Annotated in this window: 21 protein-coding genes and 1 tRNA gene; 14 read left to right on the top strand and 8 right to left on the bottom strand. The window is 64.9% G+C overall.

The window, feature by feature from the left end; all coding sequences use genetic code 11:
• Positions 1–33: 33 nt before the first annotated feature.
• The 3 genes from MVF76_RS06705 to MVF76_RS06695 all read left to right on the top strand — a co-directional run bounded on the left by MVF76_RS06705 (position 34) and on the right by MVF76_RS06695 (position 3717).
• A complete protein-coding gene (locus tag MVF76_RS06705) occupies positions 34–1296 on the top strand; it encodes a YeeE/YedE family protein (protein ID WP_297528026.1) in 1263 nt (420 codons plus the stop codon).
• A 91-nt stretch (positions 1297–1387) separates the two neighbouring features.
• Positions 1388–1463: transfer RNA gene (locus tag MVF76_RS06700), tRNA-Lys, on the top strand.
• 352 nt (positions 1464–1815) lie between these two features.
• Positions 1816–3717: a cytochrome c/FTR1 family iron permease gene (locus tag MVF76_RS06695; protein WP_297528095.1), complete on the top strand. Its 1902-nt coding sequence runs from the start codon at positions 1816–1818 to the stop codon at positions 3715–3717.
• A 104-nt stretch (positions 3718–3821) separates the two neighbouring features.
• On the opposite strand, the gene soxB is transcribed toward MVF76_RS06695, so the two are convergent.
• The 6 genes from soxB to MVF76_RS06665 form a co-directional block, all read right to left on the bottom strand.
• Positions 3822–5576 (bottom strand): thiosulfohydrolase SoxB, encoded by a 1755-nt coding sequence (soxB, locus tag MVF76_RS06690; RefSeq protein ID WP_297528025.1) that lies wholly within the window; start codon positions 5574–5576, stop codon positions 3822–3824.
• Positions 5577–5762: 186 nt separating this feature from the next.
• Entirely contained in the window at positions 5763–6599 is an 837-nt protein-coding gene (gene soxA / locus MVF76_RS06685; RefSeq protein WP_297528024.1) for a sulfur oxidation c-type cytochrome SoxA, read from the bottom strand.
• A gap of 59 nt (positions 6600–6658) precedes the next feature.
• Positions 6659–6973: a thiosulfate oxidation carrier complex protein SoxZ gene (gene soxZ, locus MVF76_RS06680; protein ID WP_297528023.1), complete on the bottom strand. Its 315-nt coding sequence runs from the start codon at positions 6971–6973 to the stop codon at positions 6659–6661.
• Positions 6974–7018: 45 nt separating this feature from the next.
• Positions 7019–7492 (bottom strand): thiosulfate oxidation carrier protein SoxY, encoded by a 474-nt coding sequence (soxY, locus tag MVF76_RS06675; RefSeq protein ID WP_297528022.1) that lies wholly within the window; start codon positions 7490–7492, stop codon positions 7019–7021.
• A gap of 31 nt (positions 7493–7523) precedes the next feature.
• Complete coding sequence (gene soxX / locus MVF76_RS06670; RefSeq protein WP_297528021.1) at positions 7524–7865, bottom strand: sulfur oxidation c-type cytochrome SoxX; 342 nt, start codon at positions 7863–7865, stop codon at positions 7524–7526.
• 339 nt (positions 7866–8204) lie between these two features.
• Complete coding sequence (locus MVF76_RS06665; RefSeq protein WP_297528020.1) at positions 8205–9686, bottom strand: M48 family metalloprotease; 1482 nt, start codon at positions 9684–9686, stop codon at positions 8205–8207.
• 153 nt (positions 9687–9839) lie between these two features.
• Here MVF76_RS06665 and MVF76_RS06660 point away from each other — a divergent pair, with 153 nt between their 5' ends.
• Together MVF76_RS06660 and MVF76_RS06655 are read left to right on the top strand one after the other, a co-directional pair.
• Positions 9840–10196 carry a rhodanese-like domain-containing protein gene (locus tag MVF76_RS06660; protein WP_297528019.1) on the top strand — a complete coding sequence of 119 codons (357 nt, stop codon included), beginning with the start codon at positions 9840–9842 and terminating at the stop codon, positions 10194–10196.
• Between the two features lie 159 nt (positions 10197–10355).
• Complete coding sequence (locus MVF76_RS06655; protein WP_297528018.1) at positions 10356–10586, top strand: sulfurtransferase TusA family protein; 231 nt, start codon at positions 10356–10358, stop codon at positions 10584–10586.
• 204 nt (positions 10587–10790) lie between these two features.
• Here MVF76_RS06655 and MVF76_RS06650 read toward each other — a convergent pair whose 3' ends face one another.
• Positions 10791–12137, bottom strand: coding sequence for an OmpP1/FadL family transporter (locus MVF76_RS06650; protein WP_297528017.1), 1347 nt, complete (start codon positions 12135–12137; stop codon positions 10791–10793).
• A gap of 267 nt (positions 12138–12404) precedes the next feature.
• Here MVF76_RS06650 and MVF76_RS06645 point away from each other — a divergent pair, with 267 nt between their 5' ends.
• The 9 genes from MVF76_RS06645 (at position 12405) to MVF76_RS06605 (ending at position 24847) form a co-directional block, all read left to right on the top strand.
• Entirely contained in the window at positions 12405–13811 is a 1407-nt protein-coding gene (locus MVF76_RS06645; protein WP_297528016.1) for an OmpP1/FadL family transporter, read from the top strand.
• Positions 13812–13977: 166 nt separating this feature from the next.
• On the top strand, positions 13978–14916 hold the full coding sequence (locus MVF76_RS06640) for a hypothetical protein (RefSeq protein ID WP_297528015.1): 939 nt from the start codon (positions 13978–13980) through the stop codon (positions 14914–14916).
• Positions 14917–15423: 507 nt separating this feature from the next.
• Positions 15424–16575 carry a methyl-accepting chemotaxis protein gene (locus MVF76_RS06635; protein WP_297528014.1) on the top strand — a complete coding sequence of 384 codons (1152 nt, stop codon included), beginning with the start codon at positions 15424–15426 and terminating at the stop codon, positions 16573–16575.
• 139 nt (positions 16576–16714) lie between these two features.
• On the top strand, positions 16715–17893 hold the full coding sequence (locus tag MVF76_RS06630; RefSeq protein WP_297528013.1) for a methyl-accepting chemotaxis protein: 1179 nt from the start codon (positions 16715–16717) through the stop codon (positions 17891–17893).
• 143 nt (positions 17894–18036) lie between these two features.
• Complete coding sequence (locus MVF76_RS06625; RefSeq protein ID WP_297528012.1) at positions 18037–19062, top strand: efflux RND transporter periplasmic adaptor subunit; 1026 nt, start codon at positions 18037–18039, stop codon at positions 19060–19062.
• A complete protein-coding gene (locus tag MVF76_RS06620) occupies positions 19059–22277 on the top strand; it encodes an efflux RND transporter permease subunit (RefSeq protein WP_297528011.1) in 3219 nt (1072 codons plus the stop codon). Before MVF76_RS06625 ends, MVF76_RS06620 begins: the two co-directional genes overlap by 4 nt.
• Positions 22278–22401: 124 nt before the next feature.
• On the top strand, positions 22402–23307 hold the full coding sequence (locus MVF76_RS06615) for a selenium metabolism-associated LysR family transcriptional regulator (protein WP_297528010.1): 906 nt from the start codon (positions 22402–22404) through the stop codon (positions 23305–23307).
• Between the two features lie 71 nt (positions 23308–23378).
• Positions 23379–23771, top strand: a complete 393-nt coding sequence (locus MVF76_RS06610) for a Crp/Fnr family transcriptional regulator (protein WP_297528009.1) — start codon at positions 23379–23381, stop codon at positions 23769–23771.
• A complete protein-coding gene (locus tag MVF76_RS06605) occupies positions 23768–24847 on the top strand; it encodes an AI-2E family transporter (RefSeq protein ID WP_297528094.1) in 1080 nt (359 codons plus the stop codon). Before MVF76_RS06610 ends, MVF76_RS06605 begins: the two co-directional genes overlap by 4 nt.
• A 126-nt stretch (positions 24848–24973) precedes the next feature.
• Here MVF76_RS06605 and MVF76_RS06600 read toward each other — a convergent pair whose 3' ends face one another.
• Positions 24974–26371 (bottom strand): PhoH family protein, encoded by a 1398-nt coding sequence (locus MVF76_RS06600; RefSeq protein WP_297528008.1) that lies wholly within the window; start codon positions 26369–26371, stop codon positions 24974–24976.
• Between the last annotated feature and the right edge of the window lie 6 nt (positions 26372–26377).

Raw genomic sequence — 26377 nt, 5'->3', positions numbered from 1 at the left:
CGACGAGTTCATCAAGACGAGGAGGTAGCCCCCATGGGATTCGAGAGTTTTGCGCAAGCCTGGCAGACCCTGCTGTGGTCCGCCTTCGGCATCGCCTTCGTGATGGGGGCACTGGTCAACAAGACCAACTTCTGCACCATGGGCGCGGTTTCGGACATGGTCAACATGGGCGACACTGGCCGCATGCGGGCCTGGCTGTTCGCCATTGCCGTGGCGATGATCGGCGTGGTGGTTCTGGAGAGCCGGGGTCTGGTCAACGCCTCTGATGCCTTTCCGCCCTACCGGGCCTCCCAGCTCATCTGGGCCGAGAACCTGCTCGGTGGCTTGATGTTCGGCATCGGCATGACCCTGGCATCGGGCTGCGGCAACAAGACCCTGGTGCGTATCGGCGGCGGCAACATGAAGTCTCTGGTGGTGTTTGCCATCATCGCGGTGATCGCCTACTTCATGGTCAATCCCTTCCCGGGGACCGATGCAACGCTGATGTCCGTGCTCTTCTACGACTGGATCCGCCCGCTGGCGGTCGGCCTGAGCACGCCCCAGGATCTGGGATCCATCATCGATGCGGAGAATGCCGTCAGTCTGCGACTCTGGATCGGCCTCGCCCTGGGTGCGCTGCTGCTGGCGTTCGTGTTTCGTGCCGAGGAGTTCCGAGGGCGTTTCGATAACATCCTCGGTGGCCTGACCATCGGTCTGGGCGTGGTCGGTGCCTGGTATGTCTCCAGTGTCATCTTCATCGACGTCGACGGTGAGCAGTATTCCCTGCGCGAATTCGTCCAGCAGTGGGATTTCCTTGCCGATTCGCCCGAAGGCAAGCCGGCCGACAGCCGCCCGCTGGCGCCGCAGTCCTATACCTTCATCAACCCCATGGGGCAGATGCTGGGCTACGTGGCCGCCAGGTTCGGTTCCGGCTACCTCACCTTCGGGGTGATGGCCGTGTTCGGGGTGGTGCTGGGCTCGTTGGCCTGGTCGCTGATCACCCGCAGCTTCCGCTTCGAGTGGTTTGCTTCCTGGAGGGACTTTCTCAATCACGCCATCGGTGCCGTTCTCATGGGTTTCGGCGGTGTGCTGGGGCTGGGTTGCACCATCGGCCAGGGTGTGACCGGCGTTTCCACGCTGGCGGTCGGTTCCTTCCTTGCCTTCGGGGCCATCGTGCTCGGCGCGGCCCTGACCATGAAGATTCAGTACTACAAGATGCTCTACGACACCGAGGCCACCTTCTTCAAGGCGCTGGTCACCGCGCTGGTCGACCTGCGGCTGTTGCCCGGCGGCCTGCGCAAGCTCGAGGCCATGTAGTCCAGGGTCCCGCACGGCCCGTGTTTCTTCCGGGCGGGCCGTGCTGGCCATTTCCCCACGCGCCTTGGTAACATACCCCGCTTCACGACAGGGGCCGTTAGCTCAGTTGGTAGAGCATCCGGCTTTTAACCGGCTGGTCGAAGGTTCGAGTCCTTCACGGCCCACCAAAATCAAGCGCTTGCAGCGCACTTTCCCAACCCCTGTCTCATAAACCGGCATCTGTCCCGCGGAACGGCCCCGGTATCGCCGTGGCTCGCGGCCGCCTGTCCCAGGCCTGCCTATTGCACCCGGGCGGAAGCGGGCGGCAGGCAACTAGCTGAGTTGGCGGGCAATGAACCGGGTTTGTTGCCCATGGTCCGGCGGGTCCGGATCCGTGCCGGCCCTGTCCTGTGAGGATTGCGGTCCGGGGCGGGTTTGCGATCGGTTCCGACGCGCAAAGGGTTCCCCCGGGAGGCTTGCTAAAATTAACGCGAATCATTATCATTTGAAATCTGGGTAAACAGGCATGAGGTTGGCGTGATGTGGAAGCGGGTGTTGCTGGCGATGTGTCTGTGGTTGCCGGGGCTGGCCGCGGCCGGTATCGAGCAGACGCTGCAGATGGTCGACTACGTCGCCGTGGACTATGGTGGCGCGGTGGACGCGAGCGGCAACATCGCCAACCCGGACGAGTACGCCGAGATGCAGGACTTCGCCGGCGCCATTCTCGAACAGCTCGCGGCGCTGCCGCCGGGCGAGGCGCGCGACGCGCTGCTGCAACTGGCCGGCGAGCTGGCCGCGCGCATCGAGGCGCGGGCGCCAGCAGATGAGATCCAGGCCCTTGCGGGACGCATTCGCGAGCAGATGATCGAGGCCTTCGACGTGGCCATCCGGCCACGCGGAGTGCCCGATCTGGCCCGGGGAAGGGCGTTGTTTGCCGAACACTGCGTCGCCTGCCATGGTGTCGAGGGTCGGGGTGACGGGCCACTGGCCGCCACGCTCGAGCCTGCCCCCACCGATTTCACCGACTACGCGCGCTATCGTCAGCGCACGCTCCATGGCCTCTACAGCACCATCAGCCAGGGGGTGGCCGATACCGGGATGCGCGGTTATACCGAGCTGTCCGACCGGGACCGCTGGGCCCTGGCCTTCTACGTGGGCCAGCTCGCACCCAGTACCGAACTGAAGGCCAATGGTGCCGAGGCGCTGGCCCGCAATCCGGATTCACCGGTTCTCGATTCGCGCGTGCTGACGGCCATGACGCCGGCCGAGGCCGAGGGACGTTTCGGTGCCGAGGCGGCCGCCATGGTGGCTTACCTGCGTAGCCATCCGGAAAGGGTCTACGGCGGCGATGCGCCGCTCGACGTGGCGCGGGGCCGCCTGCAGCAGATGCTCGTGGCCTACGCGGCCGGCGACCAGAAGGCGGCCCGCAGGCTGGCCATCGAGGCCTATCTGGAGGGCTTCGAGCTGGTCGAACAGGCACTGAATGCCGTGAATCCCGAGCTGCGCCTGAAGGTGGAACAGAAAATGCTCGAGCTGCGCAATCTGCTGCGCACCCGGCCCGAGCCGCGGGTCCTGTCCGCCAGCGTGGAGGCCATCCTTGCTGACCTGGACCGGGTGGAAGACGCGCTGGGCGTCGGCGGGCTGTCGACGGCCAGTGCGTTTTCCGGTGCCTTCTTCATCCTGGTGCGCGAGGGGCTCGAGGCGCTGCTGGTGGTGGCGGCGCTGGTGGCCTTTCTCGTCAAGACCGGCCGGCGCGACGCGCTGCCCTACATCCATGCCGGCTGGCTGGGCGCCCTGGCCGCCGGGTTCCTGACCTGGCTGGCCTCCGTGACCCTGATCGACATCTCCGGCGGCAGTCGCGAACTCACCGAAGGCGTGGCGGCGCTGGTCGCGGCGCTGGTCCTCTTCTACGTGGGTTTCTGGATGCATGACAAGTCCAGCGCGCTGAAATGGAAGCAGTTCATCGAGCGCGCCGTGAGTCGTGCGCTGGACAGCGGCACGCTCTGGGGACTGGCTGGCCTGGCCTTCATTGCTGTCTATCGCGAGGTATTCGAGACCATCCTTTTCTACCAGGCGCTCTGGACCCAGCTCGGGGAAGGGGGGCGCGGCGGGGCCGTGAGCGGCTTCGCGGCCGGTGTCGGCGTGCTGGTGGTGGTCGCCTGGCTGGTCATTCGCTATAGCGTACGGCTGCCGCTGCGGCAGTTCTTCGTGGCCTCGGGCGCGCTCATGTTCATGCTGGCGGTGATCTTTGCCGGCAAGGGCGTGGCCGCGCTGCAGGAGGCCGGGATGATTCCGGTCAATCCCGTGGCCTTCATCCGTATCGACTGGCTGGGGATCTATCCCAATCTGCAGGCGCTCGGCGCCCAGCTGGTGCTGATCGCGCTCGGCCTGTATCTCTGGTTCGGGCGCGGCCCGCGCCGGTCGCCGGCGCAGGCGGGCTAGCCCGCATATTGCACCAGGGCGGAAGCGGCCGGGCCGAAAGACGGTTCGGGCAACAAAAAAGGCCGGGACATCCCGGCCTTTTTTGTTGCCGTGGTGCCTTGCACTCAGAGCAGGGCGAGGCCGGGATTGCCGTCCACGCCCTGGATCTTCGGTACGTTGAGGTTGTTGACCGTCACCGTTTTCCGGTCGCGCAGCCAGGTCGCGACCACGTCCCAGATGGGGCGACCCTCCAGCGGTTGAGCGACGCTGGCCCAGCCGGCCACCGCATATTCCTTGTTCGCATCCAGGGGTTCGCCATCCAGCTCCATGGCGGTAATGCGGTGGCCGATGTCGGCAGTCGGGTCGATCGCGTATTTCAGGCCGCCCACGCGCACCATGTCGCCGCCCTGCTGGTAGTAGGGGTCCTTGTTGAACAGGTTGTCGGCCACGTCCTCGAGGATTTCCTTGATGCGGGCGCCGGTCATGTTGTTGAGGGTCGCCGTCGGGTAGGTAATGGCCGTCTGGGTCATCAGGTCGTCGAAGGTGATGGGCGAGCCCGGCAGCAGGCTGACACCCCAGCGGAAGCCTGGCGAGAAGGCAATCTGGGCGCCCATCTCTTCCATCAGGGCGTCACAGATGAGCTGGTCGAAGGTGCCGTTGAAGTTGCCGCGGCGATAGAGCAGGGAGTCGGTTACCGCCAACTGTTCTTCCAGCTTGTCCTTGTAGGGCGCGCGCACCTTCTCGATGTAGGCGCTCATCTCGGGGTCGGGCTTGAGCATGTTGGCAAAGACCGGCAGCAGGTGGTAGCGGAAGTCCCGCACCTTGCCGTTCTTCACATCCAGGTCGAGTACGGCCAGGAACTTGCCGTTGGAGCCGGCATTGGTGACCAGGGTCTTGCCGCCGGTGTTTTCGACGATGGTGGGCCGTGGAATGGCGTCATGGGTGTGTCCACCCATGATGGCGTCGATACCGGTGACGCGGCTGGCCATCTTGATGTCCACGTCCATGCCATTGTGCGACAGCACGATCACCACCTGGGCGCCTTCGCCACGGGCCTTGTCGACCATTTCCTGCATGCGCTCGTCACGGATGCCGAAGCTCCAGTCGGGCACCATGTAACGCGGGTTCGCGATGGGGGTGTAGGGGAAGGCCTGGCCAATGATGGCGGTGGGCACGCCGTTGATCTCGCGGATCACATAGGGGTCGAACACGCCCTCGCCCCAGTCGTTGTCGACAATGTTCTGGGCCACGAAGGCGATCTTGCCGGCGAAGTCCTTTTCGACGATCTCGCGGACGCGGTCGGCACCGAAGGTCATCTCCCAGTGGGGCGTCATGACGTCCACGCCAAGCAGCAACTGGGCATCGACCATGTCCTGGGCGTTGGTCCACAGGGAGGTGGCGGAGCCCTGCCAGGTGTCGCCGCCGTCCAGCAGCAGCGAGCCGGGGCGCTGGTCGCGGATCTTGTCCACCAGGGTCTTGAGATGGGCGAAGCCGCCCACCTTGCCGAAACGGCGGGCCGCCTCGACGAAGTTCAGGTAGGTGAAGGCGTGCGCCTGCGGGGTCCCGGGGGCAATGCCGAAGTGCTTGAGGAAGGCCTCGCCGACCAGATGCGGGGGCCTGCCGCGCATGTCGCCGATGCCCAGGTTGATGTTCGGCTCGCGGAAGTATACCGGCAGCAGCTGGGCGTGGCAGTCCGTATAGTGCATCAGCGACACATTGCCGAAGGCAGGGACCTCGTAGAGATTGCTCGGCGCCTTGTTGGGCTTGATGCCTGCGGGTTGCTTCTGGGTATCCGAGCCGGATTCGCAGCCAGCGAGATGGATGCCGGAGACGCTGGCCACCGCAAGCATCTGCAGGAATTCTCGGCGCGATATCGTCATGGGGAAAGACCTCCAGGAATCAATTCGTTGTGCTGGGCTGTCCGGCTGCCACCGGGCCGTCGGGCCGAGCCGGTTCGGCGGGCCGCTGGAAGAGAGACGATCATGAGGGGGTGCCTATTCCATGGCCTGGAAAGAAACGAACCCGGCCTGGGGGACCAGACCGGGTTCGTCGTTCGTGCCCGGGGCTTACTTGCGTGCGCCGGGTCCGTTCACCTCGAGCCCGTTGCTCATGTAGGAGTGGAAGTACTCCAGAGCCCGGTATTCGTCGCTCTGGGCCTTGAACGGCTTGGAGCGCACCTGCTTGTTGCAGCCACCGTAGCGGCGATGCAGCGTCCCCAGCTCGCCCCACTTGGAGCGGTAGACCGGGAAGTGGGTGACATGACCGAGGGCCGGGCTCAGGATGTCAGCGCGGATACGGTTGCCGGCGTTGTACACGTGGCAGTCCGCACAGGCCATGTTGAGCTGGCCCCGCTTGGCGTAGAAATGGTGCTTGCCGCGCTCGTAGGCCTCGATGGCCCGCGGGTCGTTCGGCACCACGATATTCATCTTGTTGCCGCGCGAGGTGTAGGCCATGTAGGCGGAGATGTCCGCGATCGCACCCTTCTTCCACTTCAGGGGTTTCTCGCCATTCTTGACCCGGCAGTCGTTGATGGCGCTTTCCAGCGTCACCACCTTGCCGCTGGCCTTGTCGAAGTAGGGATAGTTCTGGCGGATGCCGATGCCCTCATTGGGGAAGCAACTGGCATAGGTCTTGCCATTCTTGAAAGGCGTGTTGAACAGCTTCTTGCCGTTGTCGATGTTGATTTCATAGGGCGGGAAATCCTCGATCGACTCCCACTGGGCCCGCGAGGCAGTGTCGACGGCATACACGCCGTTCACATAGTCCTCGAACGGCACGTTGGGGAACCGTTTCTTGAAGTATTCGCGGAATTCCTTGAGGTCCTGTTCCGGGGTGGCGCTGGCTGGCTGCGGCGCGGCTGCCACGATACCCAGCACCGCGACGATGCTCAGGAGCTTCTTCATAAAGTTTGCCTCCTTTGGACTTGGCTCGGGCCCGCGCAGGCACGCGGGCCGCCGTCGCCTCAGCTGACTTTGGTTTCGATGGCGTCGCTTTCGCCCTTGTTGTCGACCCAGCGCAGCTTGAGGGTGTCCCCCTTGGCGGCGCCCTTGAAGCGGAACGACAGATAGGGATTCTTGGAAATCGCCGGACCCCACTCTGCGGTCAGCACGGCCTTGCCGTTGTGCTCGCAGACCACTTCCTGGATGAAATGGGCGGGGATGAGCTTGCCGGTCTTCTTGTTCTTGCGCTGACCGGTTTCCATGGGGTGGCTGATGAGCGCCTTGACCGTCGTGGTGTCGCCAGACAGCTTTGCGCGAACCTTGATTGTATTCGCCATGTTCGATTCCTCTGTAAATCTGATCTCTAGCGTCGGAAGGGGCGATCAGCCGCCGCAGCCGCCGATGGTGACCTTCACTTCCTTGCCGGTGCTGTAGAGCTTGCCGCCGGCCTTGACCACCGCGATGACGCTGGAGGTCTTGCCCATCTTGATGCGGGTGGCAACGTAGCCTTCCGCGCCCGGACCGAGCTGATAGGTGGAGGTGAGGGGCTGGGCATTCTTCTCGGCGAGAATGCTGATGGCCTCCACGCCGTCGATGCCGGCGTCGACCGAGACCGGGACCACGGCGCCGTTCTCGGCGATGTCCGGGGCCTTGATCTTGATCTTGTCACTGCCTTCCAGGGTGCTGTTGCCAAACAGGGCGTTCAGTGCCGCATCCACCGACTTGGCGTCGAAGGCGTCCTTGGGCCAGGCGGCCAGCACGGTGCGGGGAGTCAGCAGCCCGGTGCCAACGGCCATGCCCACGGCGCCAGCGGCAAGGGTGCCCTTCAGGAGTGTTCTGCGTTTGATGCTCGTCACTTCGATATCTCCTAAGAATCACGCAAGGGGTTCAGAGCGTGTAGATGAATTCCACGATCTTGTCGATCTCGTCCTCGGACAGGATCTTGTGCCGGCCGAACGGCGGCATGATCGAGTTCGGGTTGTTGCGAGTCGCGTCCCAGATCTGCGCGCGCAGCTTGGCCTTGTCGGGGAAACGGGCCTTCATGGCGACCAACGGCGGACCGATGTTGCCAGGCAGGCTGCCGCCTTCAATCTGGTGGCAGGCAAGGCAATTGCCTTTCTTGCGATTGAAGGCAATCTCCTTGCCCTGCTCGATCACGGAGTTGCCGGCTTCGGCAGCCACCGCGTTCGAAGCGGGGGCAAGGGCGAGGCTTCCCAGCGCGATGGCCATGGAAGCTGCAGTCGAAATGATGCTTGAACGTAGCCGCATCGGTGCCTCCTCAGTGGATGGAAAAAGCGATTGTGAACCGTGGGCGCCTGCTTCGGGGAACGAGCCCCGGCCCGTTTCGGGTCAGCGTTGTGTATGGTCCGGGCATTAGTGGATCGAATATAGTCCCGCTCTCTGCGCGAGTCAAAGCCGCGACGCCTCGACACCTTTTACCGGTTGTACGGTTCTTTGTGGGCCTTTGGCCTTCCGGGGTGCAATGTGACGGACTTCCGGCATTTCACGCCCATGCCGTGCATCCCGATCCAGATGCACTCTAGCCGTTTGACGGCAGGATGCGCGCGTTTATTCCCCCTTGAGCGCGTTTTTTCGAGCCAGCGCCTGGCGCTCCAGCGCGGCCAGCCGTGCTTCCAGCCGTGCGCGCTGGTAGAAGTCCGCGTCTTCTGCCTCCAGGGCCAGCTTCAGTTGTTCGATGGCGGCGTGCAGCTGGCCCTTTCGCGCATGGTATTCGGCCATGGCCTCGTGCGCATCGGCGCTGCGGCCGATGGCGCGGGCGGCGCGGCCGAGCAATGCATAGGCCGATGCGGGCGCGCTGGAATTCTGGCGCAGGAGCGGGTCGAGGAGATCATGGGCGGCACGGGGCTGTCCGCCGTCGAGCAATGTGCGCGCCAGCTGCCGGGCGACGATCAGGTTTCCCGGGTAGAGCGCGAGGGTATCACGGTACAGGCGCAGCGCGGCGTCGCGACGGCCGGCGCGGTCCAGCGCCTTGGCCAGCGCGAGGCGGTAGCTGAGTCGGTCCGGGTCGGCGCGGTGCAGGGCCGCCAGTCGACTCTGCGCGCGCTCGGGGGCGCCGTTGCGCAGCTCGGCCAGGGCCAGTCCGTAGCTTCGGGCGGTCTCCGGCAGTCCGGTCTCGCCGGCCGCCAGTTCGGCATGCAGCCGGGCCGGGTCGCGGCTTTCCAGCACGCGCAGGCGCATCCGCATCAGGTGAAAGTCGAGTTCGTCACGCGGCCGCGCAGGGCGGAGCTGGTCGGCTCGCGCCTGGGCATCGGCGATGCGGTCGCGGGTGACGGGATGGGTGCTGAGGAAGGGCGGGATCCGGTCACCATAATAGCGGGTCTGGGCCTGCAGACGTTCGAAGAAGGCGGGCATGCCCAGCGGATCGAAGCCGGTGCGGGCCAGCATTTGCATGCCGATGCGGTCTGCCTCGCGTTCGTTGCCGCGGGTGAAATCGATCTGCTTTTGAATGTTGCCGGCCTGCACGGTCATGAGTGCGGCCTGGCCGGCCTCGCTGTTCTGGGTGCCGATGAGGATGGCGGCGAGGATGGCCGCGGCAGTGGGCAGGCTCATGCGGCTGGCGCTGTCGTAGGCCCGGGCCAGATGACGCTGGGTGACATGGGCGATTTCGTGGGCCAGCACCGCCGCGAGTTCGCTCTCGCTCCGCGCGGCCAGCAACAGGCCGGTATGGAGGCCGATGTGGCCGCCGGGGGCCGCGAACGCATTGATGCTGGGGTCGCGGACCAGGAAGAAGTGGAAGGCCCGGTCCGGCGCGTCGCTGGCGGCGACCAGCCGGGCGCCCAGTTCGGCAATGTAGCGGTCGAGTTCCGGGTCCTCCACCAGCTCGGTCGTCGCCAGCAGCTGCTGCATGAAGGCCTCGCCCAGCGCGGATTCCGTGGCGGGCGACAGGGTCTGACCGGAGGGGTCGCCCATGTCCGGCAGGGCCAGCGGGTCGGCTGCGGCCGGTACCGGGCAGGCGCTGGCCAGTCCGATCAGCAGGGCGGGGAGGGTGCGGCGGAGGGCTGCGGGCACAACTCGGGAGCGGTGGGTCATGGCTACTGCGACCACCATACGGCAAGCACGGTTCCGCGGCCAGCCCGCGGCCGCAAAGGCGTGCGGCCGCGCCGCCGCCGGTGGGGGCGCTTGAAACCGACCGATGTGCTCATATATTATGAAATGCTAATATTCCGGGACGAGGACCTGACCATGTTCGGCATGACGGAGATCGACGCAAACACCCTGGCACGCAGATTGGAGGAAGATTCCGACGGGCTGCGCCTGCTCGACATCCGCTCGCCCCAGGAAATGGCCCAAGGCATGATTCCCGGTGGCGAGCCCCTGCCGATGCACCTGATTCCATTGCGGGAGCAGGATCTGATCGCCAGTGACCGGCCCACCGTGCTCTATTGCCGCAGCGGCGCCCGCTCGGCCCAGGCCTGCATGTATCTGATCAGCCGCGGCGCCGCTCCCGAGCGTATCATCAACCTGCGTGGTGGAATCATCGACTGGGCGCGCGCCGGGCTGCCGGTGGTGGCGCCGGCGGCCGACCCGGCGATCGCCTGAGCGCTTCGAGGAGCGGCAACTTCTGCCGGCATTCCCCGGACTTGCGTTTGCGAGGCACTTCCCTTATAAACGCACTTCTTTCACAAGGGTGGCCAACCGAATTCCGATTTCCACTGGCCGGTTTTTACGATCGAAACGAAAAACAGAGGAGTACTCCTTATGGCGAATTGGGACGAAGAACTGGACGCATCCGGCCTGAACTGCCCGCTGCCGATCCTGCGCGCGAAGAAGGCCCTGGCGGGTCTGGGCAGTGGCAAGGTGCTGCACATCATCGCGACCGATCCCGGCTCGGTGAAGGACTTCGAGGCCTTTGCCAAGCAGACCGGCAACGCGCTGCTGGAGTCCAAGGAAGAGGGTGGCAAGTTCCACTTCCTGATCAAGAAGGCCTGATCACGGAGTATTCCTGATCGGCGGACGCTGGGCGTTCGCCAGCCTTTGAGAAAACGGCCCGGGTGTACCCGGGCCGTTTTTTGTGTGTCGCGCAATGTGGTGACAGACAGAACGCCACGGAGTGCACGAAAACAGCAAGGCCCCGGCATCTGCCGGGGCCTTAACCCGCATATTGCACCAGGGCGGCAGCGGACGGAACGACTGTCAGAATGTCCAGTTCATCTGGACGCTGAGGATGTCCACGCTGTTGTCGTAGTTGCCGATGATGCTCCCCGCGGAGCTGCTGGCATGGGCGATCGGCGTGTCCCTGACGAACAGGTGGGCATAGCCGACGTCCAAGCTCATGCGGGCCGAGCCGCGGTAGCTGGCCCCGAGCGCAAGCCAGCGGCGGTCGTTGCCGGGGATGCGCGGCGTGCGGTGCGCGGCATCGGGGATCGGTTCCTCGTCGAAGGCCACGCCGGCCCGCAGCAGCCACCGGTCATTGTAGCGGTAGTTCATCCCGAGCGAGTAACGCAAGGCATTCTCCCAGTGCTCGTCGGTGACGCTGTCGGGCTGACCGGAATCGAAGCGGACCCGCAGTTCCTTGAATCGGCTCCAGCGCGTCCAGGTCACGTCGGCCAGGATGGCCCAGCGCTCGTCGAGCGCGTGATAAGCACTGACGGAGAGGGTCTCGGGCAGGGAGACACTGGCGCTTGCCCCGGTGTCGGAGAAGGCCGTGCTGCTGGCCGCCGTGAGAAAGTTCTGGAACGCAGCAGGAATGGTGAAGTCGGCATTACCCTTGAGGGTATGGCTGATTCTGGAGCGGTAGGCGATACCGATCCGGCTGTCCACATCGAATTCGTAGAGGGCGCCGAGGTTGAAACCGAAGCTCCAGTCGTCGCCTTCGATCGTGGCCTTGCCGTCGGCCTGCTGGGGCGCGAGGCCGAACAGCCCACAGGTGGCCGGGCCGGCGAGGCCGTAACAGATCGATCCGGTGTCCAGTGCATTGCTCAGCTCCGCTTCGATATACTGGATATTGATGCCGGCGCCCAGTGACCAGCGATCGCTGGCCTTCCAGGCCAGACTCGGATTGATGTTGACGGTCTTGAGTTCGGACTTGATGGCCTGGTAGCGGCCGACCCAGTTATCGTCATACTCGGTCGTGAGTCCGAAGGGAGCGTTGATGCCGATGCCCAGGATCGTGTCGTTGTCGAGCGGACGGGTGTAGTAGGCATTGGGCACCAGCGCCACGCCGCCGGCATCGCCGCCGTTGCCGCCGCTGGCGATCGGGTTGCCGAGCGCATCGGTGGTCCCGCTGTCGGAGAACTTCGCCGAGGGACGGATGATGTGTCCGGCAAGGGTAAGCCGCGCGCCCGACAGTCGGGTCATGCCGGCGGGGTTGAAGAATACCGTGGTGGCATCCTCGGCACTGGCGGCGGCGCCCGCGTAGGCGTTGCCCAGACCGCTGACGCCCTGTTCGATGATGGCGAATCCTGCGCCCTGCGCGGTCCCCGCCAATGTCAATGCGCCGGCAGTGACGGCGGCGATCTTCCAGTGGGTGCTGTGCTGCATTCTATGCTCCTCGCGATTGAACTGCGTTGTTGTGGCCGAAGCCAGCCGCAATTGAATCACAAAATGGGATGGTGGCGGTCTTTATCCCGAGATCTGTTGTGTTGGTACAACGGATGGCCGGGTTCAAAAAAAACGGCACAGAGTTTGCTTGTTTCGCAGGGATTTGACAATCCGTCAAGGGGTCGCCATGCTGTTGCGAGCGCCACGACGGGTTGTCGCGTAAAAACAACGAATTTGTCACAGGTCTCTGCCAGGAGGGATACACCCATGAACGTGACCTTCAAAGGTTCTGTGGTTGCCGCAGCGGTCGCCGCAGTGCTTGCTGCACCCGCAGTCCACGCCACCAACGGCTACTTCAAGATCGGTTATGGCACCAAGAACCGGGGGATGGCTGGTGCCGGCATTGCTTTCTCCCAGGATGCCATGGCATCCGCCATCAACCCGGCGGGCATTGCCCAGGTCGGCAATCGCATGGACGTGGGTGTGGAGCTGTTCAGCCCGCTGCGTGATGCGCGCCTTGACGCCACGCGCATGGGGGGCGCCGACACGGGCAAGGTCGATAGTGCTGCCACGGTGTTTGCCATTCCACATGCGGGATTTGCGTTCAATATGGGCAACATGACCGTGGGCTTGAGCATTGCAGCCAACGGGGGCATGAACACCCGTTACAATTCCAACATCTACACCAATGCGATGGGGCCCGCGATCCCGGCCTTTGCTGGCATGATCGGGGGTATCGCGCCTGCTGTTGCCGCGGGACTGGCGGCCGATCCCGATGCCCAGCCGTACTCCACGCTGGGTGTCAATCTAGCCCAGGTCATCATAGCGCCCACCGTGGCTACGCAGTTGAATCAGAACCACACCGTCGGCGCCTCGCTGCTGATTGGTCATCAGCGGTTTCGTGCCTACGGCCTCGGCTTGTTCAAGGGGCTGTCCACCGACGGCGCCAATGTGACCAATCAGGGCGACGATGAAGCCTGGGGCGCTGGTATCCGTGTTGGCTGGACAGGCAAGATCTCCAACAACATTACCCTAGGTGCCCAGGCCTCCTCCAAGATCTACATGCAAGAGTTCGATCAGTACAGGGGGTTGTTCGCCGAGCAGGGTGATTTCGATATTCCCGCCCAGTTTGGCGTAGGCCTTGCCATCCAGGTCAATCCCAAGACCACGGTTGCCCTGGATGTACAGCGCATCCTGTACAGCGGCGTAGCGTCTATCGCCAATGACGGTCCGACCGCGGATCAATTCTTTGGTGCGTTGGCCTCTGTGCTTGGGACTGGCGCCAACTATAGTGGTGCCGGTGCGCTTGGAGGTAATGACGGCTGGGGCTTTGGCTGGGACGACATCACCGTGGTCAAGCTGGGTGTCGACTATCAGTACAACAACCAGTGGACCTTTCGCGGTGGCCTGAATGTCGGCGGCAACCCCATTGACAGTGATCAGAACCTGTTCAACATTCTGGCGCCCGGCGTGGTCAAGCGTCACCTGACCCTGGGCTTCACCTATTCGCCCAGTGCCTACAACGAGCTGAGCGTGACCTACATGCATGCCTTCCGCGAGGATCAGTCGCATGCCTTTACGGCCACATCTGGTGGGTTCGCGGGATTCGGCTATGACGCATCCATCGGCATGGACCAGAATGCACTGGAGCTGAGCTACGCCTGGAAGTTCTGACGCCAGGGTTGCGCACCCATGCATGAGTGATGGAACGAACGGGGGTCATCCTTGGCGGGTGATCCCCGTTTTTCTGTCGGTAGGCTACAGATTCTGCTTCGGAATGCCGAAAGCGATCGAGACACGTATCACGGACAGCCCTGTTGGGATGAGGAGGAAATCTGGAATGAACAAGACCTTGAAATGGATTCTGGCGATGCTGGCCTCCGTGGCCTTGCTGCTGCCCATGGCCGGCGCGGTGCAGGCGGCGGAACGCTACAAGCCCTTTGTGCTGGCCTGGCGGGGCACGGCCGACTTTGACGAAAAGGTCCAGGAAGTGAAGGAAAACCTGGAAGGCGCCGGTTTCGAGATCGTCGCCGAGTTCGATCCCTACGACGACAATGCCCACGTCGACGATGCGCGGATCATCGTTTTCACCAGCGATGCCCTCAAGAAGGTCGCCGCCCGTTCGCCGATGGGCGGGTTCGCCGCACCCCAGCGGGCTGCGGTCACGCAGGTGGGTGACGAGATCCAGGTGGCCTACTACAACCCCCGTTACATGGCGCTGGCCTACCGGCTCAAGAGCGACCTGTCGAACACTGCGGACGCGCTGGCCAAGGCCCTGGGCAACATCGAGACCTACGGCTCGAAGCGGGGGCTGACCGCGCGCAAGCTCAAGAAGTATCACTATACCTTCGGCATGGAATACTTCGACGACCCCTATGAACTGGCCAAGTACGGCAGTTACCGGGAAGCGGTGGCCCAGGTGGAGAAGCATCTGGCCAACAACGAAGTGGGTGTCAGCAAGATCTACCGTATCGACATTCCCGGCACGGAACAGACTGTCTTCGGCGTGCGGCGCCGGATGCCGGAAGGCGGCGACAAGTATGCCGACGATCAGTGGATCATGGGGGTGGTGGACTTCGAGGAACTGAAGGTGACGCCCTACCTGCCCTATGAAGTCATGGTCGACGGCGACAAGGTGGTGGCCCTGCACATGCGTTTCCGCATGGCAGTCAGCCGTCCCGATCTCAAGATGATGGGCAAGAACAGCTTCATGAACCTGATGCCCAGTCCCGAGGCGGTCCGCAAGGTGCTGACCCTGGCGGTAGGCGGCGAACCCTAGCCCGCATATTGCACCAGGTCGGAAGCGGGCGGGAGCCAACTTGTTGTCCTGGTACGTAATGAACCGGATTTTTTGCCCATGGTCCGGAGTACGATTTGTGCCCGCCCGCTTCCTGCTGCGGCCCTGGCGGATTTTCGCTCGGCCTCGGGGGTGCTTCACTCAAGCCGTAGCGACGGCTACGGCTTTCGCTCCAGCATCCCCCGAGCCCGGCTGCAAATCCGCCATCATCCGCAGCCCCTGGTGCAATATGCGGGCTAGCCCGCATATTGCACCAGGGGCGCAGCAGTGGAACACGCTGCTTCTGTCGGCCCCGGGCGGGGGCAGTTTGGTTTTCCCGACCCCGCCCGCGATCCTCGACCCCGGCACTACCGGGGTTTTTTGTGTCGGCCCTGATGCTGTGCGGGCTACAGTTTTGCCGTCGGCAGTCGCTATGGGGTGTGAGGAACGCAACGGCGGGCGGCACCCCCGGAGGAAGACCGGTCTGCCACAGCTTCGGAGAATGTCCATATGCACACCCCGAAAGTCCTGTTTCGAAAGATAAAGACCCCCCTGCTGGCCGCTCCGGTCCTGATTCTGGTACTGGCTGGACTGGCCGGCTGGCTTGGTTTCGGCTGGTTCGACGACGCGCCCGGCGGTCTGATGCTCATGGTCGGCGCCCTGGCTGGCGTCCCCGCCCTGCTGGCTGCTGCGGCTGGCCAGCGGGCCATGCAGGCGCTAAGCGGGCGGCTGGAGCAGCTTGCCGGCGGCGATACCTCGGCCCGCCTCGACGCCGGTGGTGACGGCGTTCCGGAGAATGTCGCCGCTGCCTTCGGCGCGCTGTCGGCCAGCGTTGCCGAACGCAGCGACAGCTTCCATGCCTTCGCCGGGGCGCTGGGCGCTGTGGCCGATCAGGTTTCCGCGATTGCCGCCACCGTTTCCGAATGTGCCGCCGCCGACGAGGGCCAGCGCGAGGCCTCCATCGCCGTCGATGAGCTGGCGGCCGCGGTCGAGGAGATCGCCAACAATGCCGCCTCGGCTGCCGAGTCCACCCACCAGGCACTGCAGGAATCCGACAAGGGCAAGGTGGTGATGACCGAGGCCATGGGTTCCATGACCAGCCTGAGCGGCCATATCGAGCGGGCCAGCGGCGCGGTCGAGCGGCTGTCGCACGAGTCGCAGAACATCGGAGCCGTGCTGGACGTGATCCGTGGCATCGCCGAGCAGACCAACCTGCTCGCGCTGAATGCCGCCATCGAGGCGGCGCGGGCCGGCGAGCAGGGCCGTGGTTTCGCGGTGGTGGCCGACGAGGTGCGCACCCTGGCCAGTCGTACCCAGCAGTCCACCCAGGAGATCCAGGAAATGATCGAGGCCCTGCAGCAGAAGGCGCAGGAGGCGACCGGTGTCATGTCCGAGGGCACCGGCCAGGTCACCGTGGTCGAGGAGATGATGGAGAACGCCTGTGTCTCGCTGGCAGAGATCGGCGGCTATGTGCAGACCATCGACGGCATGAACACCACGGTGGCGAGCGCGGCCGAGGAGCAGAGTGCCGCAGTCTTGTCGATCAAGGCCATCGTCGAAGCCAGCGAGACCCGGACGCGGAGCGCCGGCGAGGTGCTGGCCGGGCTGTCCCAGGCCGCCGAGGAACTGGAGCGACTGCGCGACGAGATCGCCCGCTTCTGAACATGAAGGCCGGGCCGGCATGAACGGCCCGATTCTTGCCCCGGTACCGGGTGGGAAGTTTGAAACGTCGAAAAAACGGCAGGGCCGCGCTCAGGGGTGGTCGGGCCGGACTGAATCGAAAGCAGGACAGGATTACCTCATGAAACCCAGCATCTTGCGGAATCTCTTGATCGCCAGCGTCGGCTTCGGGCTGGTGATGGGCGCCTCCTTCCCCGTGTTCGCCCGGTTCTTCGTCGACTGGAAGGAGGGTATGTTCACCGGGTTCGTGGTTGCCAGCCTGGTCGCCGGCGTCGCGCTGGGGGCGGTCAATTACTGGCTGGTGAACGTCATCCTGTTGCAGAAGCTGCGTCGCATTTCGGAAGTGGCCAATGCCATCAGCCGCAACGATGTCTCGCACCACTGTGAAATGGAAAGCCACGACCTGATCGGCGAGATCATTACCAGTTTCAACCGCATGGCGGAGAACCTGCGTAAGATGATCGGCGAGATCAGCGGTGCCACCACCCAGCTCGCCTCGGCCGCGGAGGAAATGTCCGCGGTCACCGACGAGGCCAGCAAGGGCGTCCAGCAGCAGCAGGCCGAGATCGAGCATGTGGCCACGGCCATGAACGAGATGACCGCCACGGTCCAGGAGGTTGCGCAGAACGCCGCCAGCGCGGCCCACTCGGCCCAGGCCGCGGATTCCGATGCCCGCGCCGGCGCACTGGTGTCCACCGAGGCGCTGGCCGGCATCGAGCGCCTGGTCAGCGAGGTCGAGAAGGCCGCAGATGTCATCCACCGCCTGGAGCAGGAGTCCGAGAACATCGGCATGGTGCTGGACGTGATCCGCGGTATCGCCGAGCAGACCAACCTGCTGGCGCTGAACGCGGCCATCGAGGCGGCGCGCGCCGGCGAGCAGGGCCGTGGTTTCGCAGTAGTGGCCGACGAGGTGCGTACACTGGCCAGCCGCACCCAGCAGTCCACCCAGGAGATCCAGGAAATGATCGAGCGCCTGCAGGCCGGTGCAGTGGATGCGGTGAAGGTGATGGAAGAGGCGCAGAACATGGCCACCGCCAGTTCCGAGCAGGTTGAGAAGGCAGCCGAGTCGCTGGGCGAGATCGCCGGCGCCATTGCCACCATCAACGACATGAATACCCAGATCGCCAGCGCGGCCGAGGAACAGAGTGCCGTGGCCGCCGAGATCAATGCCAATGTCGCCAGCATCCGCGACCTGTCCGACCAGACCGCTGCCGGCGCCCAGCAGACCGCCTCGGCCTCCGAGGAACTGGCGCGGCTGTCCGTCCAGTTGCAGGGTCTGATGGCGCAGTTCCGGATGTAGGCTCCGCGCCCTTTCGATCCGACATGAAACCCGCCGACCGGCGGGTTTCTGCTTTTTGGCGCGCTTCGAATGCATCGCGGCTTCCGGCGGCGCGACTGCCTGTTATCATGATGTCCCCATTCTCTCGCAGGAGCTCGACAACGATGCGGCGCATGCTGGCAGTGGGATTGCTGTGGATGGTCGGCGCGGTAGTCGCCGCGGAAGACATGGCCTGGGTGACGGTCGAGGCGGTGCCTGTTCCCGTCGAGGCGGTGCTGGAGGGCGAGGTCGAAGCGGTGAGCCAGGCCACGGTCACGGCACAGACCGGCGGCGAGGTGCAGGAAATCCTGTTCGACGTCGACGACTACGTCGAGAAGGGCGCCGTGCTGCTGCGCATGAAGGACCGCGAGCAGCGCGCCCGCGTCGGGCAGGCGGAGGCACGTCTGGCCGAGGCCGAGGCACGACTGGCCGAGGCCCGCGCGGAATACAAACGTGTCCGGCGCATCTTCGAGCGCAAGCTGGTGGCGCGCTCGGCCATGGATCGTGCGGAGGCGGCGCTCAAGGCCGCCGAGGCCCGCGCCGAGCAGGCCCGCGCCGCGCTGGCCGAGGCCCGCGAGCAACTGGAGCATACGGTGGTGCGCGCGCCCTACAGCGGCTGGGTCACGGAACGCCACATCGACGTCGGCGAGATCGCCGCACCCGGCAAGCCGCTGCTGACCGGGGTGTCCCTGGAGCGGCTGCGCGTAGTCACTCATGTGCCGCAACGCCACCTGGCGGCGGTGCGCCGCGAGCGCAAGGCACGGGTGCTGCTCGATGAGGGACGTGCCCTGGATGCGGTCCGCGTCACCGTCTATCCCCGGGCCGATGCCCGCAGCCACAGTTTCAAGGTCCGCGCCTATCTGCCCGAAGGTACGCCCGGGCTCTTCCCCGGCATGCTGGTGAAAGTGGCCTTTCCCCTGGAGCGGGTCGAGCAGCCGGTGGTGCCGGCCCGTGCCGTACTGCGGCGCAGCGAGGTCACGGCCGTCTATGTGCAGGCCGCCGATGGGCGGCCGCAGCTCCGCCAGATTCGCGCCGGCCGGCGCCTCGATGATGGCCGCCAGGTGGTGCTCGCCGGCTTGAAGGCCAGCGAGCGGGTGGCCACCGATCCGGTGGCTGCGGCGCGCGCCTACAAGGCCGGGAGCGCCGAATGAGCGAACGTCTCGGCCTGTCCGGTGCGGTTGCCCGGCGTTTCCTGCATTCCCAGATCACGCCGCTGCTGGCGCTGGTCGGCTTCCTGCTCGGCCTGTTTGCAGTGGGTGTTACCCCACGGGAGGAAGAGCCGCAGATCGACGTGACCTTTGCCAATGTGTTCATCCCCCTGCCCGGGGCCTCGGCCACCGAGGTCGAACACCTGATCACCACGCCGGCCGAACAAGTGCTGTCGGAGATCGACGGGGTCAAGCACATCTATTCCATGTCGCGGCCGGGTCTGGCCGTGCTGACGGTCGAATACGAGGTTGGCGAGGACCGTACCCGGGCCATCGTGCGGCTCTACAATGCGGTGTTTTCCAACCAGGACTGGTTGCCGCCAGGGCTGGGTGCCGGCCAGCCGATCATCAAGCCCAAGGGCATCGACGACGTCCCCATCGTCGCTGCCACCCTGTGGAGCCGCGATCCGGACAAGGGTGCCTACGAACTCGAGCAGGTGGCGCACGCGCTGGAGGCTGAACTCAAGCGCGTGCCCGGTACCCGCGAGATTTATACCCTGGGCGGTCCCGAGCGGGTGGTGCGGGTGTTGCTGGATCCGGCGCGGCTGGCGGGCATGGGCCTGTCGCTGGACGACCTGCGTGCCGCCCTGGCCGCCGCCAATGTCTCGGATGACCGGGGTGCGCTGGTGGCGGACGATCGCGAGGTGCCGGTGCGTGCCGGGCGCTTTCTCAGCCGGCCCGAGGAGGTGGCGCAACTGGTGGTGGGCATGCACGGGGACCGGCCGGTGTTTCTGGCCGATGTTGCCGAGGTGCGGTTGGGCCCCGACCAGCCTGAACAGCTCGCCTGGCACGTGCCCGGTCCGGCCGGCGGCGATGCCGACGCGGGCGCGATGTTTCCGGCCGTCACCCTGGCCATCGGCAAGAAGCCGGGCACCAATGCGGTGGATATTGCCGAGCAGGTGCTGACCCGGTTCGAGCAGTTGCGCGGTATCCTGATCCCGGACGATGTCGAGATCAGCATCACCCGCAACTATGGTGTCACCGCCGACGACAAGGCACAGACCCTGATCAAGAAGCTGGTCTTCGCCACCGCCTCCGTGGTGCTGCTGGTGCTGATCGCGCTGGGCTGGCGCGAGGCCCTGATCGTGGGGCTGGCCGTCATCATCACCCTGGCCATCACCCTGTTCGCCTCCTGGGCGTGGGGCTTCACTCTCAATCGCGTGTCCCTGTTCGCGCTCATCTTTTCCATCGGCATCCTGGTCGATGACGCCATCGTGGTGGTGGAGAACATCCACCGACACATGCAGATGGGGGGCAGGAAACTGGCCGAGGCCATCCCGCTGGCGGTGGACGAGGTCGGCGGGCCGACCATCCTGGCCACCTTCACCGTGATCGCGGCGCTGCTGCCCATGGCCTTCGTTACCGGGTTGATGGGGCCCTACATGAGTCCCATCCCCATCAATGCCAGTATCGGCATGCTGATCTCGCTGGCAGTCGCCTTTGTGTTCACGCCCTGGATGACCTGGCAGGTGTTCCGGCGGCGCGCGGTCACTGGGGATACGCACGGCGGGGCCGGCAGCGGCGTATCGCCCCGTGTATACCGGCTGTTCCAGCGTTTCGTGGGGCCGCTGTTGCGCGGCGCGGACGGGCGCGGCGCGCGGCGGCTGCTGGGCGTGGGCGTGCTGGTGCTGATCCTGGCGTCCCTGGGTCTGGCCGGCATGCAGTGGGTGGTGCTCAAGATGCTGCCCTTCGACAACAAGTCCGAGTTTCAGGTGATTCTGGACATGCCCGAGGGCACCAGCCTGGAACGCACTTCGGCGGTGCTCGCCGAGATGGGGGCGACGCTGGCCGCGGTGCCCGAGGTGACCGACTACCAGATCTACGCAGGCACCGCCGCACCCATCAATTTCAACGGCCTGGTGCGCCAGTACTATCTGCGCAGCGGGGCGCAGGTGGGAGACATCCAGGTCAATCTGGTGGACAAGCACGCGCGCGAGCGCAAGAGCCATGACATCGCGCGCTCGGTGCGGCCGGCATTGGCGGAGATCGCGCGGCGGCATGGCGGTAGTGTCAAGGTGGTCGAGGTGCCGCCGGGGCCACCGGTGCTGTCGCCGCTGGTGGCGGAGATCTACGGCCTCGACTACGACGGGCAGATCGCAGTGGCGCGTCAGGTACGGGCGCTGTTCGAGAACACGCCGGACATCGTGGACATCGATGACAGCGTGGAGGCGGCCGCGCCCAAGTGGGTGTTGCGTGTGGACCGCCAGCGGGCGGCGCGGCTGGGGCTGTCGCAGGCGCAGATCGTGCGTGCCGTGGGCGACCTGCTCGACGGCGCCGATGTCACCTGGCTGCACCGCGAGACCGACAAGTATCCGGTGCCGGTGCGGCTGGAACTGCCGGTTGCGGACCGGGATCACATCGAACGCCTGCTGGCGGTGAAACTGCGCGGGCGGGACGGATCGCAGGTGGCGCTCGCCGACGTGGTGCGTGCCGAGCGTTCCACGCGCGAGCATGCCATCTACCACAAGGATCTGCTGCCGGTGGTGTTCGTGACCGGTGACATGACCGGCGCGCTGGACAGCCCGCTGTACGGTCTGTTCGAGATGGCCGCGCAACTGAAAGAGCAGCCGCTGGCCGACGGCGAGCCGCTGGAGCAGTATTTCATCCGCCAGCCCGAGAATCCCTATCGTTACAGCCTCAAGTGGGACGGCGAGTGGCAGGTGACCTACGAGACCTTCCGCGACATGGGGCTGGCGTATTCGGTGGGACTGATCCTCATCTACCTGCTGGTGGTGGCCCAGTTCCGGTCCTACCTGGTGCCGCTCATCATCATGGCGCCCATCCCCTTGACCCTGATCGGGGTCATGCCGGGCCATGCCCTGCTGGGCAAGCCGTTCACCGCGACTTCCATGATCGGCATGATTGCGCTGGCCGGCATCATCGTGCGCAATTCCATCCTGCTGGTGGATTTCATAAACGACGAGGTGGCGCGCGGTGTGCCCTTCGAGGAAGCGGTGCTGCGCTCCGGGGCGGTGCGCGCCAAGCCCATCGTGCTGACCGGCCTGGCAGCGATGCTCGGGGCCTTGTTCATCCTCGACGACCCCATCTTCAGCGGGCTGGCGATTTCGCTGATCTTCGGCATCCTGGTGTCCACGCTGTTGACCCTGGTGGTGATCCCGACCCTCTACTATGCCCTGCGCTGGCGGCGACACGCCTGATTCCGGGGCGAAAAGTCGGGGATTGTGTCGGTATCAAAATATTTTATATTTGCGCGCTACCTGTTAGGATTGGCCGCCTCCGGGGGCATCCCGGGGTCACCCGACCGAGCATGGCGCAGAACAGATGGCTGATCGCAGACTACAGGTTTTTCATACCGTCGCCCGGATGCTGAGCTTCACCAAGGCAGCCGAGACGCTACACATGACGCAGCCGGCAGTCACCTTCCAGGTGCGCCAGCTCGAGGAACATTTCAACACCCGTCTGTTCGACCGCACCCACAACCGCATCAGCCTGACCGAGGCGGGCCGCCGCGTCTACGAATACGCCGATCGCATCTTCGAGCTCTACGACGAGATGGAGAACGCGGTCCGCGAGATGACCGGCGAGATCAGCGGTGTCATCATGATCGGCGCCTCCACTACCATTGCCGAGTACATGCTGCCCGCGCTGCTGGGCGATTTCCGGGTCAAGTATCCGGAGGTCAACGTTCAGCTCAAGGTTTCCAATACCGAGGGCATCGTCTCCATGGTCGAGAACAATGTCATCGACCTGGGTGTGGTCGAGGCGCCTGTTTCCAACAAGAACCTGGTGGTCGAGGTCTGCCGCATGGACGAACTGGTGGCCATCGTGCCGCCCAAGCATCCGCTGGCCGGGAAAAAGGTGATCAGGATCCAGGAGCTGCTCCAGCACCCCTACATCTGCCGCGAGGAGGGTTCGGGCACGCGCGAAGTCATCCAGGAATACCTGCAGCGCTGCAAGCTCAACATCAACGAAATCAGTGTGTGCATGGAACTGGGCAGTCCCGAGGCGGTCAAGGGCGCGGTGGAGGCGGGCATGGGGGTCTCCATCGTCTCGCGGGCCACCATCCACAAGGAACTGCAGTTGGGCACCCTGGTGGCGCTGCCGCTGGATCCGCCGCTGGAACGTCCTTTCTCCTTCGTGCATCAGAAGCAGAAGTTCCGCCACCTGGCCATGGACGAGCTGCTGGAGTTCGCGCGCAACTACTGCAAGACCCACCGGGAAGACTGAGTCGCCCGACTGGTGCGAAATCCGCGCCAGCTCGCTATTATCGGTACATTCCGCTTCCCGAGTGAGGGTGCATGTCCGATCTCATCGATCGTCTCAATGAACTGGCCGCGCGCCTGCCGGAATCCGGCCGGCAGACGCTGGTCGACTTCGCCGAATTCCTGTGCAGCCGCCAGCAGCCGCCGGCACCCGATCCGGTTGCCTCCCGGCCCATGGAAACCCCTGCCGCGCCGGTCATAGAGACGCCGCGGCCCATTCCCCGCCCCGAGCAGGAATCGGTGATCAAGGCGCTCAAGCGCCTGGCGGCGACCTATCCGATGCTGGACAAGCAGAAGATGCTGAACGAGACCTCGGGCCTGGTCACGCAGCATGTCATCATGCGCCGCGATGCAGGCGAGGTGATCGATGAGCTGGAGGCGGTGTTCGCGCGCTGCTACGAGGAATACCGCGCCGAGCGGGGGGGCTGATGGACGTCATCCGCCAGTGGTTCCAGCGTTACTTCTCGGACCCGCAGGTGGTCATCCTGGCCCTGTTGCTGATCCTCGGTACCCTGGTCATCATCGCCTTCGGCGACATGCTGGCGCCGGTGCTGGCCAGCGTGGTCATCGCCTATCTGCTGGAGGGCCTGGTGGGCGTGCTGGAGCGACGCGGTCTCAGGCGCACCCTGGCGGTGACCCTGGTATTCCTTGCCTTCATGCTGCTGCTGCTGTTCCTGATGCTGGTCGTGGTGCCGCGCCTGTCGGCGCAGGTCACCCAGCTGTTTCAGCAACTGCCGGAGATGATCGCCACCGGTCAGGAGAAGCTGATGCGGCTGCCCGAACGCTATCCCGCCTTCATCAGCGACGAGCAGGTCACCCAGCTCATGACCACCATCCGCGCCGAGCTGGCCGCGCTGGGGCAGCGGGTGCTGTCGTTGTCGGTGGCCTCCCTCCTGAGCATCATCACCCTCCTGGTCTATCTCATTCTGGTTCCGGTGCTGGTGTTTTTCTTTCTGAAGGACAAGGCGCGCATCCTCGGCTGGATCGCTGGCTACCTGCCGCGCGACCGGGCGCTGACCGCGCAGGTCTGGCACGAGGTCAACATGCAGATCGGCAACTATGTGCGCGGCAAGGTGTGGGAGATCTTCATCGTCGGCGGCGTCACCTATGCCACCTTCAAGTTCATGGGGCTGAACTATGCCGTGCTGCTGGCGACCCTGGTCGGGCTGTCGGTGGTCATTCCCTATATCGGTGCCGCCGCAGTCACGGTGCCGGTGGCCCTGATCGCCTATTTCCAGTTCGGCTGGTCAGCGGATTTTGCCTGGATACTGGTCGCCTACGGCGTGATCCAGGCCCTGGACGGCAACGTGCTGGTGCCCCTGCTGTTCTCGGAGGTGGTCAACCTGCACCCGGTGGCCATCATCGTCGCCGTGCTGGTGTTCGGCGGCCTGTGGGGATTCTGGGGCGTGTTCTTCGCCATCCCGCTGGCCACGCTGGTCCAGGCCGTATTGCGCGCCTGGCCGCGGCGGCCGGCGGAGGATGCCGCGGAGCCTGCCGCATCCTGAGCACTGCCGGCCCATGGCGTTCCGCATCGAGAGCACCAGGGGGAGGCCTGGATCAGGGGTTCGGGAGGAAAGGCGTGGTTCCGCGGGTTGCGCTCCGCTCCACCCGGGCTACCCTTTGCTCACGCCTCACAACACCTCCGCCGCAAAATCAGCCAGCCGCGAGCGCTCGCCCTGGCGGAGGGTGATGTGGCCGCCATGGACCCAGGGTTTGAAACGGTCGACGACGTAGGTGAGCCCGGAGGTAGTCTCGGTGAGGTAGGGGGTGTCGATCTGGGCGATGTTGCCCAGGCACACCACCTTGGTGCCCGGTCCGGCGCGGGTGATCAGGGTCTTCATCTGCTTGGAGGTCAGGTTCTGGGCCTCGTCGATGATGAGGAACTTGTTGAGGAAAGTGCGCCCGCGCATGAAATTCAGGGAATGGATGCGGATCCGTCTCTGCAGCAGGTCGTTGGTGGCGGCGCGCCCCCAGTCGCCGGCGTCGGTCTGGGTGAGCACCTCCAGATTGTCCATCAGCGCGCCCATCCAAGGCGTCATCTTTTCCTCTTCGGTGCCGGGCAGGAAGCCGATGTCCTCGCCGACCGGTACCGTGACCCGGGTCATGATGATCTCGCTGTAACGCTTGTCCTCCAGCACCTGGGTCAGGCCCGCGGCCAGGGTCAGCAGCGTCTTGCCGCTGCCGGCCTGGCCTACCAGGCTGACGAAGTCGATGTCGGGATTCATCAGCAGGTTGAGGGCGAAGTTCTGTTCCCGGTTGCGGGCCGTGATGCCCCAGACGCTGTGATTGGGCTTGCGGTAGTCCTCGGCCAGTTCAAGCACCACGCCGTCCGCACCGATCTCGTGCACCAGCGCTTCGAAGCCGCGCCCGCCCTCCACGAACACGCACTGGTTGGGCAGCAGTTCGGCCAGTTGCGGGCCGCGCAGCCGGTAGAAGGTTCTGCCTTCCTCCTGCCAGGACTCGAGATGGTCGCCGTGGGTGTCCCAGAAACCGGCATCGAGCTCGGCCAACCCGCTGTAGAGCAGGTTGACGTCTTCGAGGACCTGGTCGTTGTAGTAGTCCTCGGCGCGCAGGCCGAGGATGGCAGCCTTGATGCGCAGATTGATGTCCTTGGACACCAGTGTGACCGGTGTGCCCGGGCGTTCCTTCTGCAGCGCCAGCGCGGTGCCGAGGATGTCGTTGTCCGGCTTGTTGCCGGGCAGTGCGGCCGGCAGTTCATACTCCATGCTGCGGGTCTGCAGGTAGAGGGTGCCGCTGGCGGCCAGGGTGCTTGCGTCCTCGATGCCCTCCATTGCCAGCGGGATGCCGGCGGCGATGTCATCGGGCGAGGCGCGCCGGGTGAGGTCATCCAGAAAGCGGTTCACCTGGCGCACGTTGCGGGCGACCTCGGAAGTGCCCTTCTTGGCGTGGTCCAGCTCCTCCAGCACGGCCATGGGCAGGAATACGCCATGTTCCTGGAACCGGAACAGGGCGGTGGGGTCATGCATCAACACGTTGGTGTCGAGCACGAACAGGCGCTTTTCGGTCATGCCGGG

The sequence above is a fragment of the Thiohalobacter sp. genome (assembly GCF_027000115.1).
In the GTDB taxonomy this organism is placed as follows: Bacteria; Pseudomonadota; Gammaproteobacteria; order Thiohalobacterales; family Thiohalobacteraceae; genus JALTON01.
The sequence above is the reverse complement of the archived record's forward strand: the minus strand, read 5'-3'. Positions and strand labels throughout refer to the sequence as shown.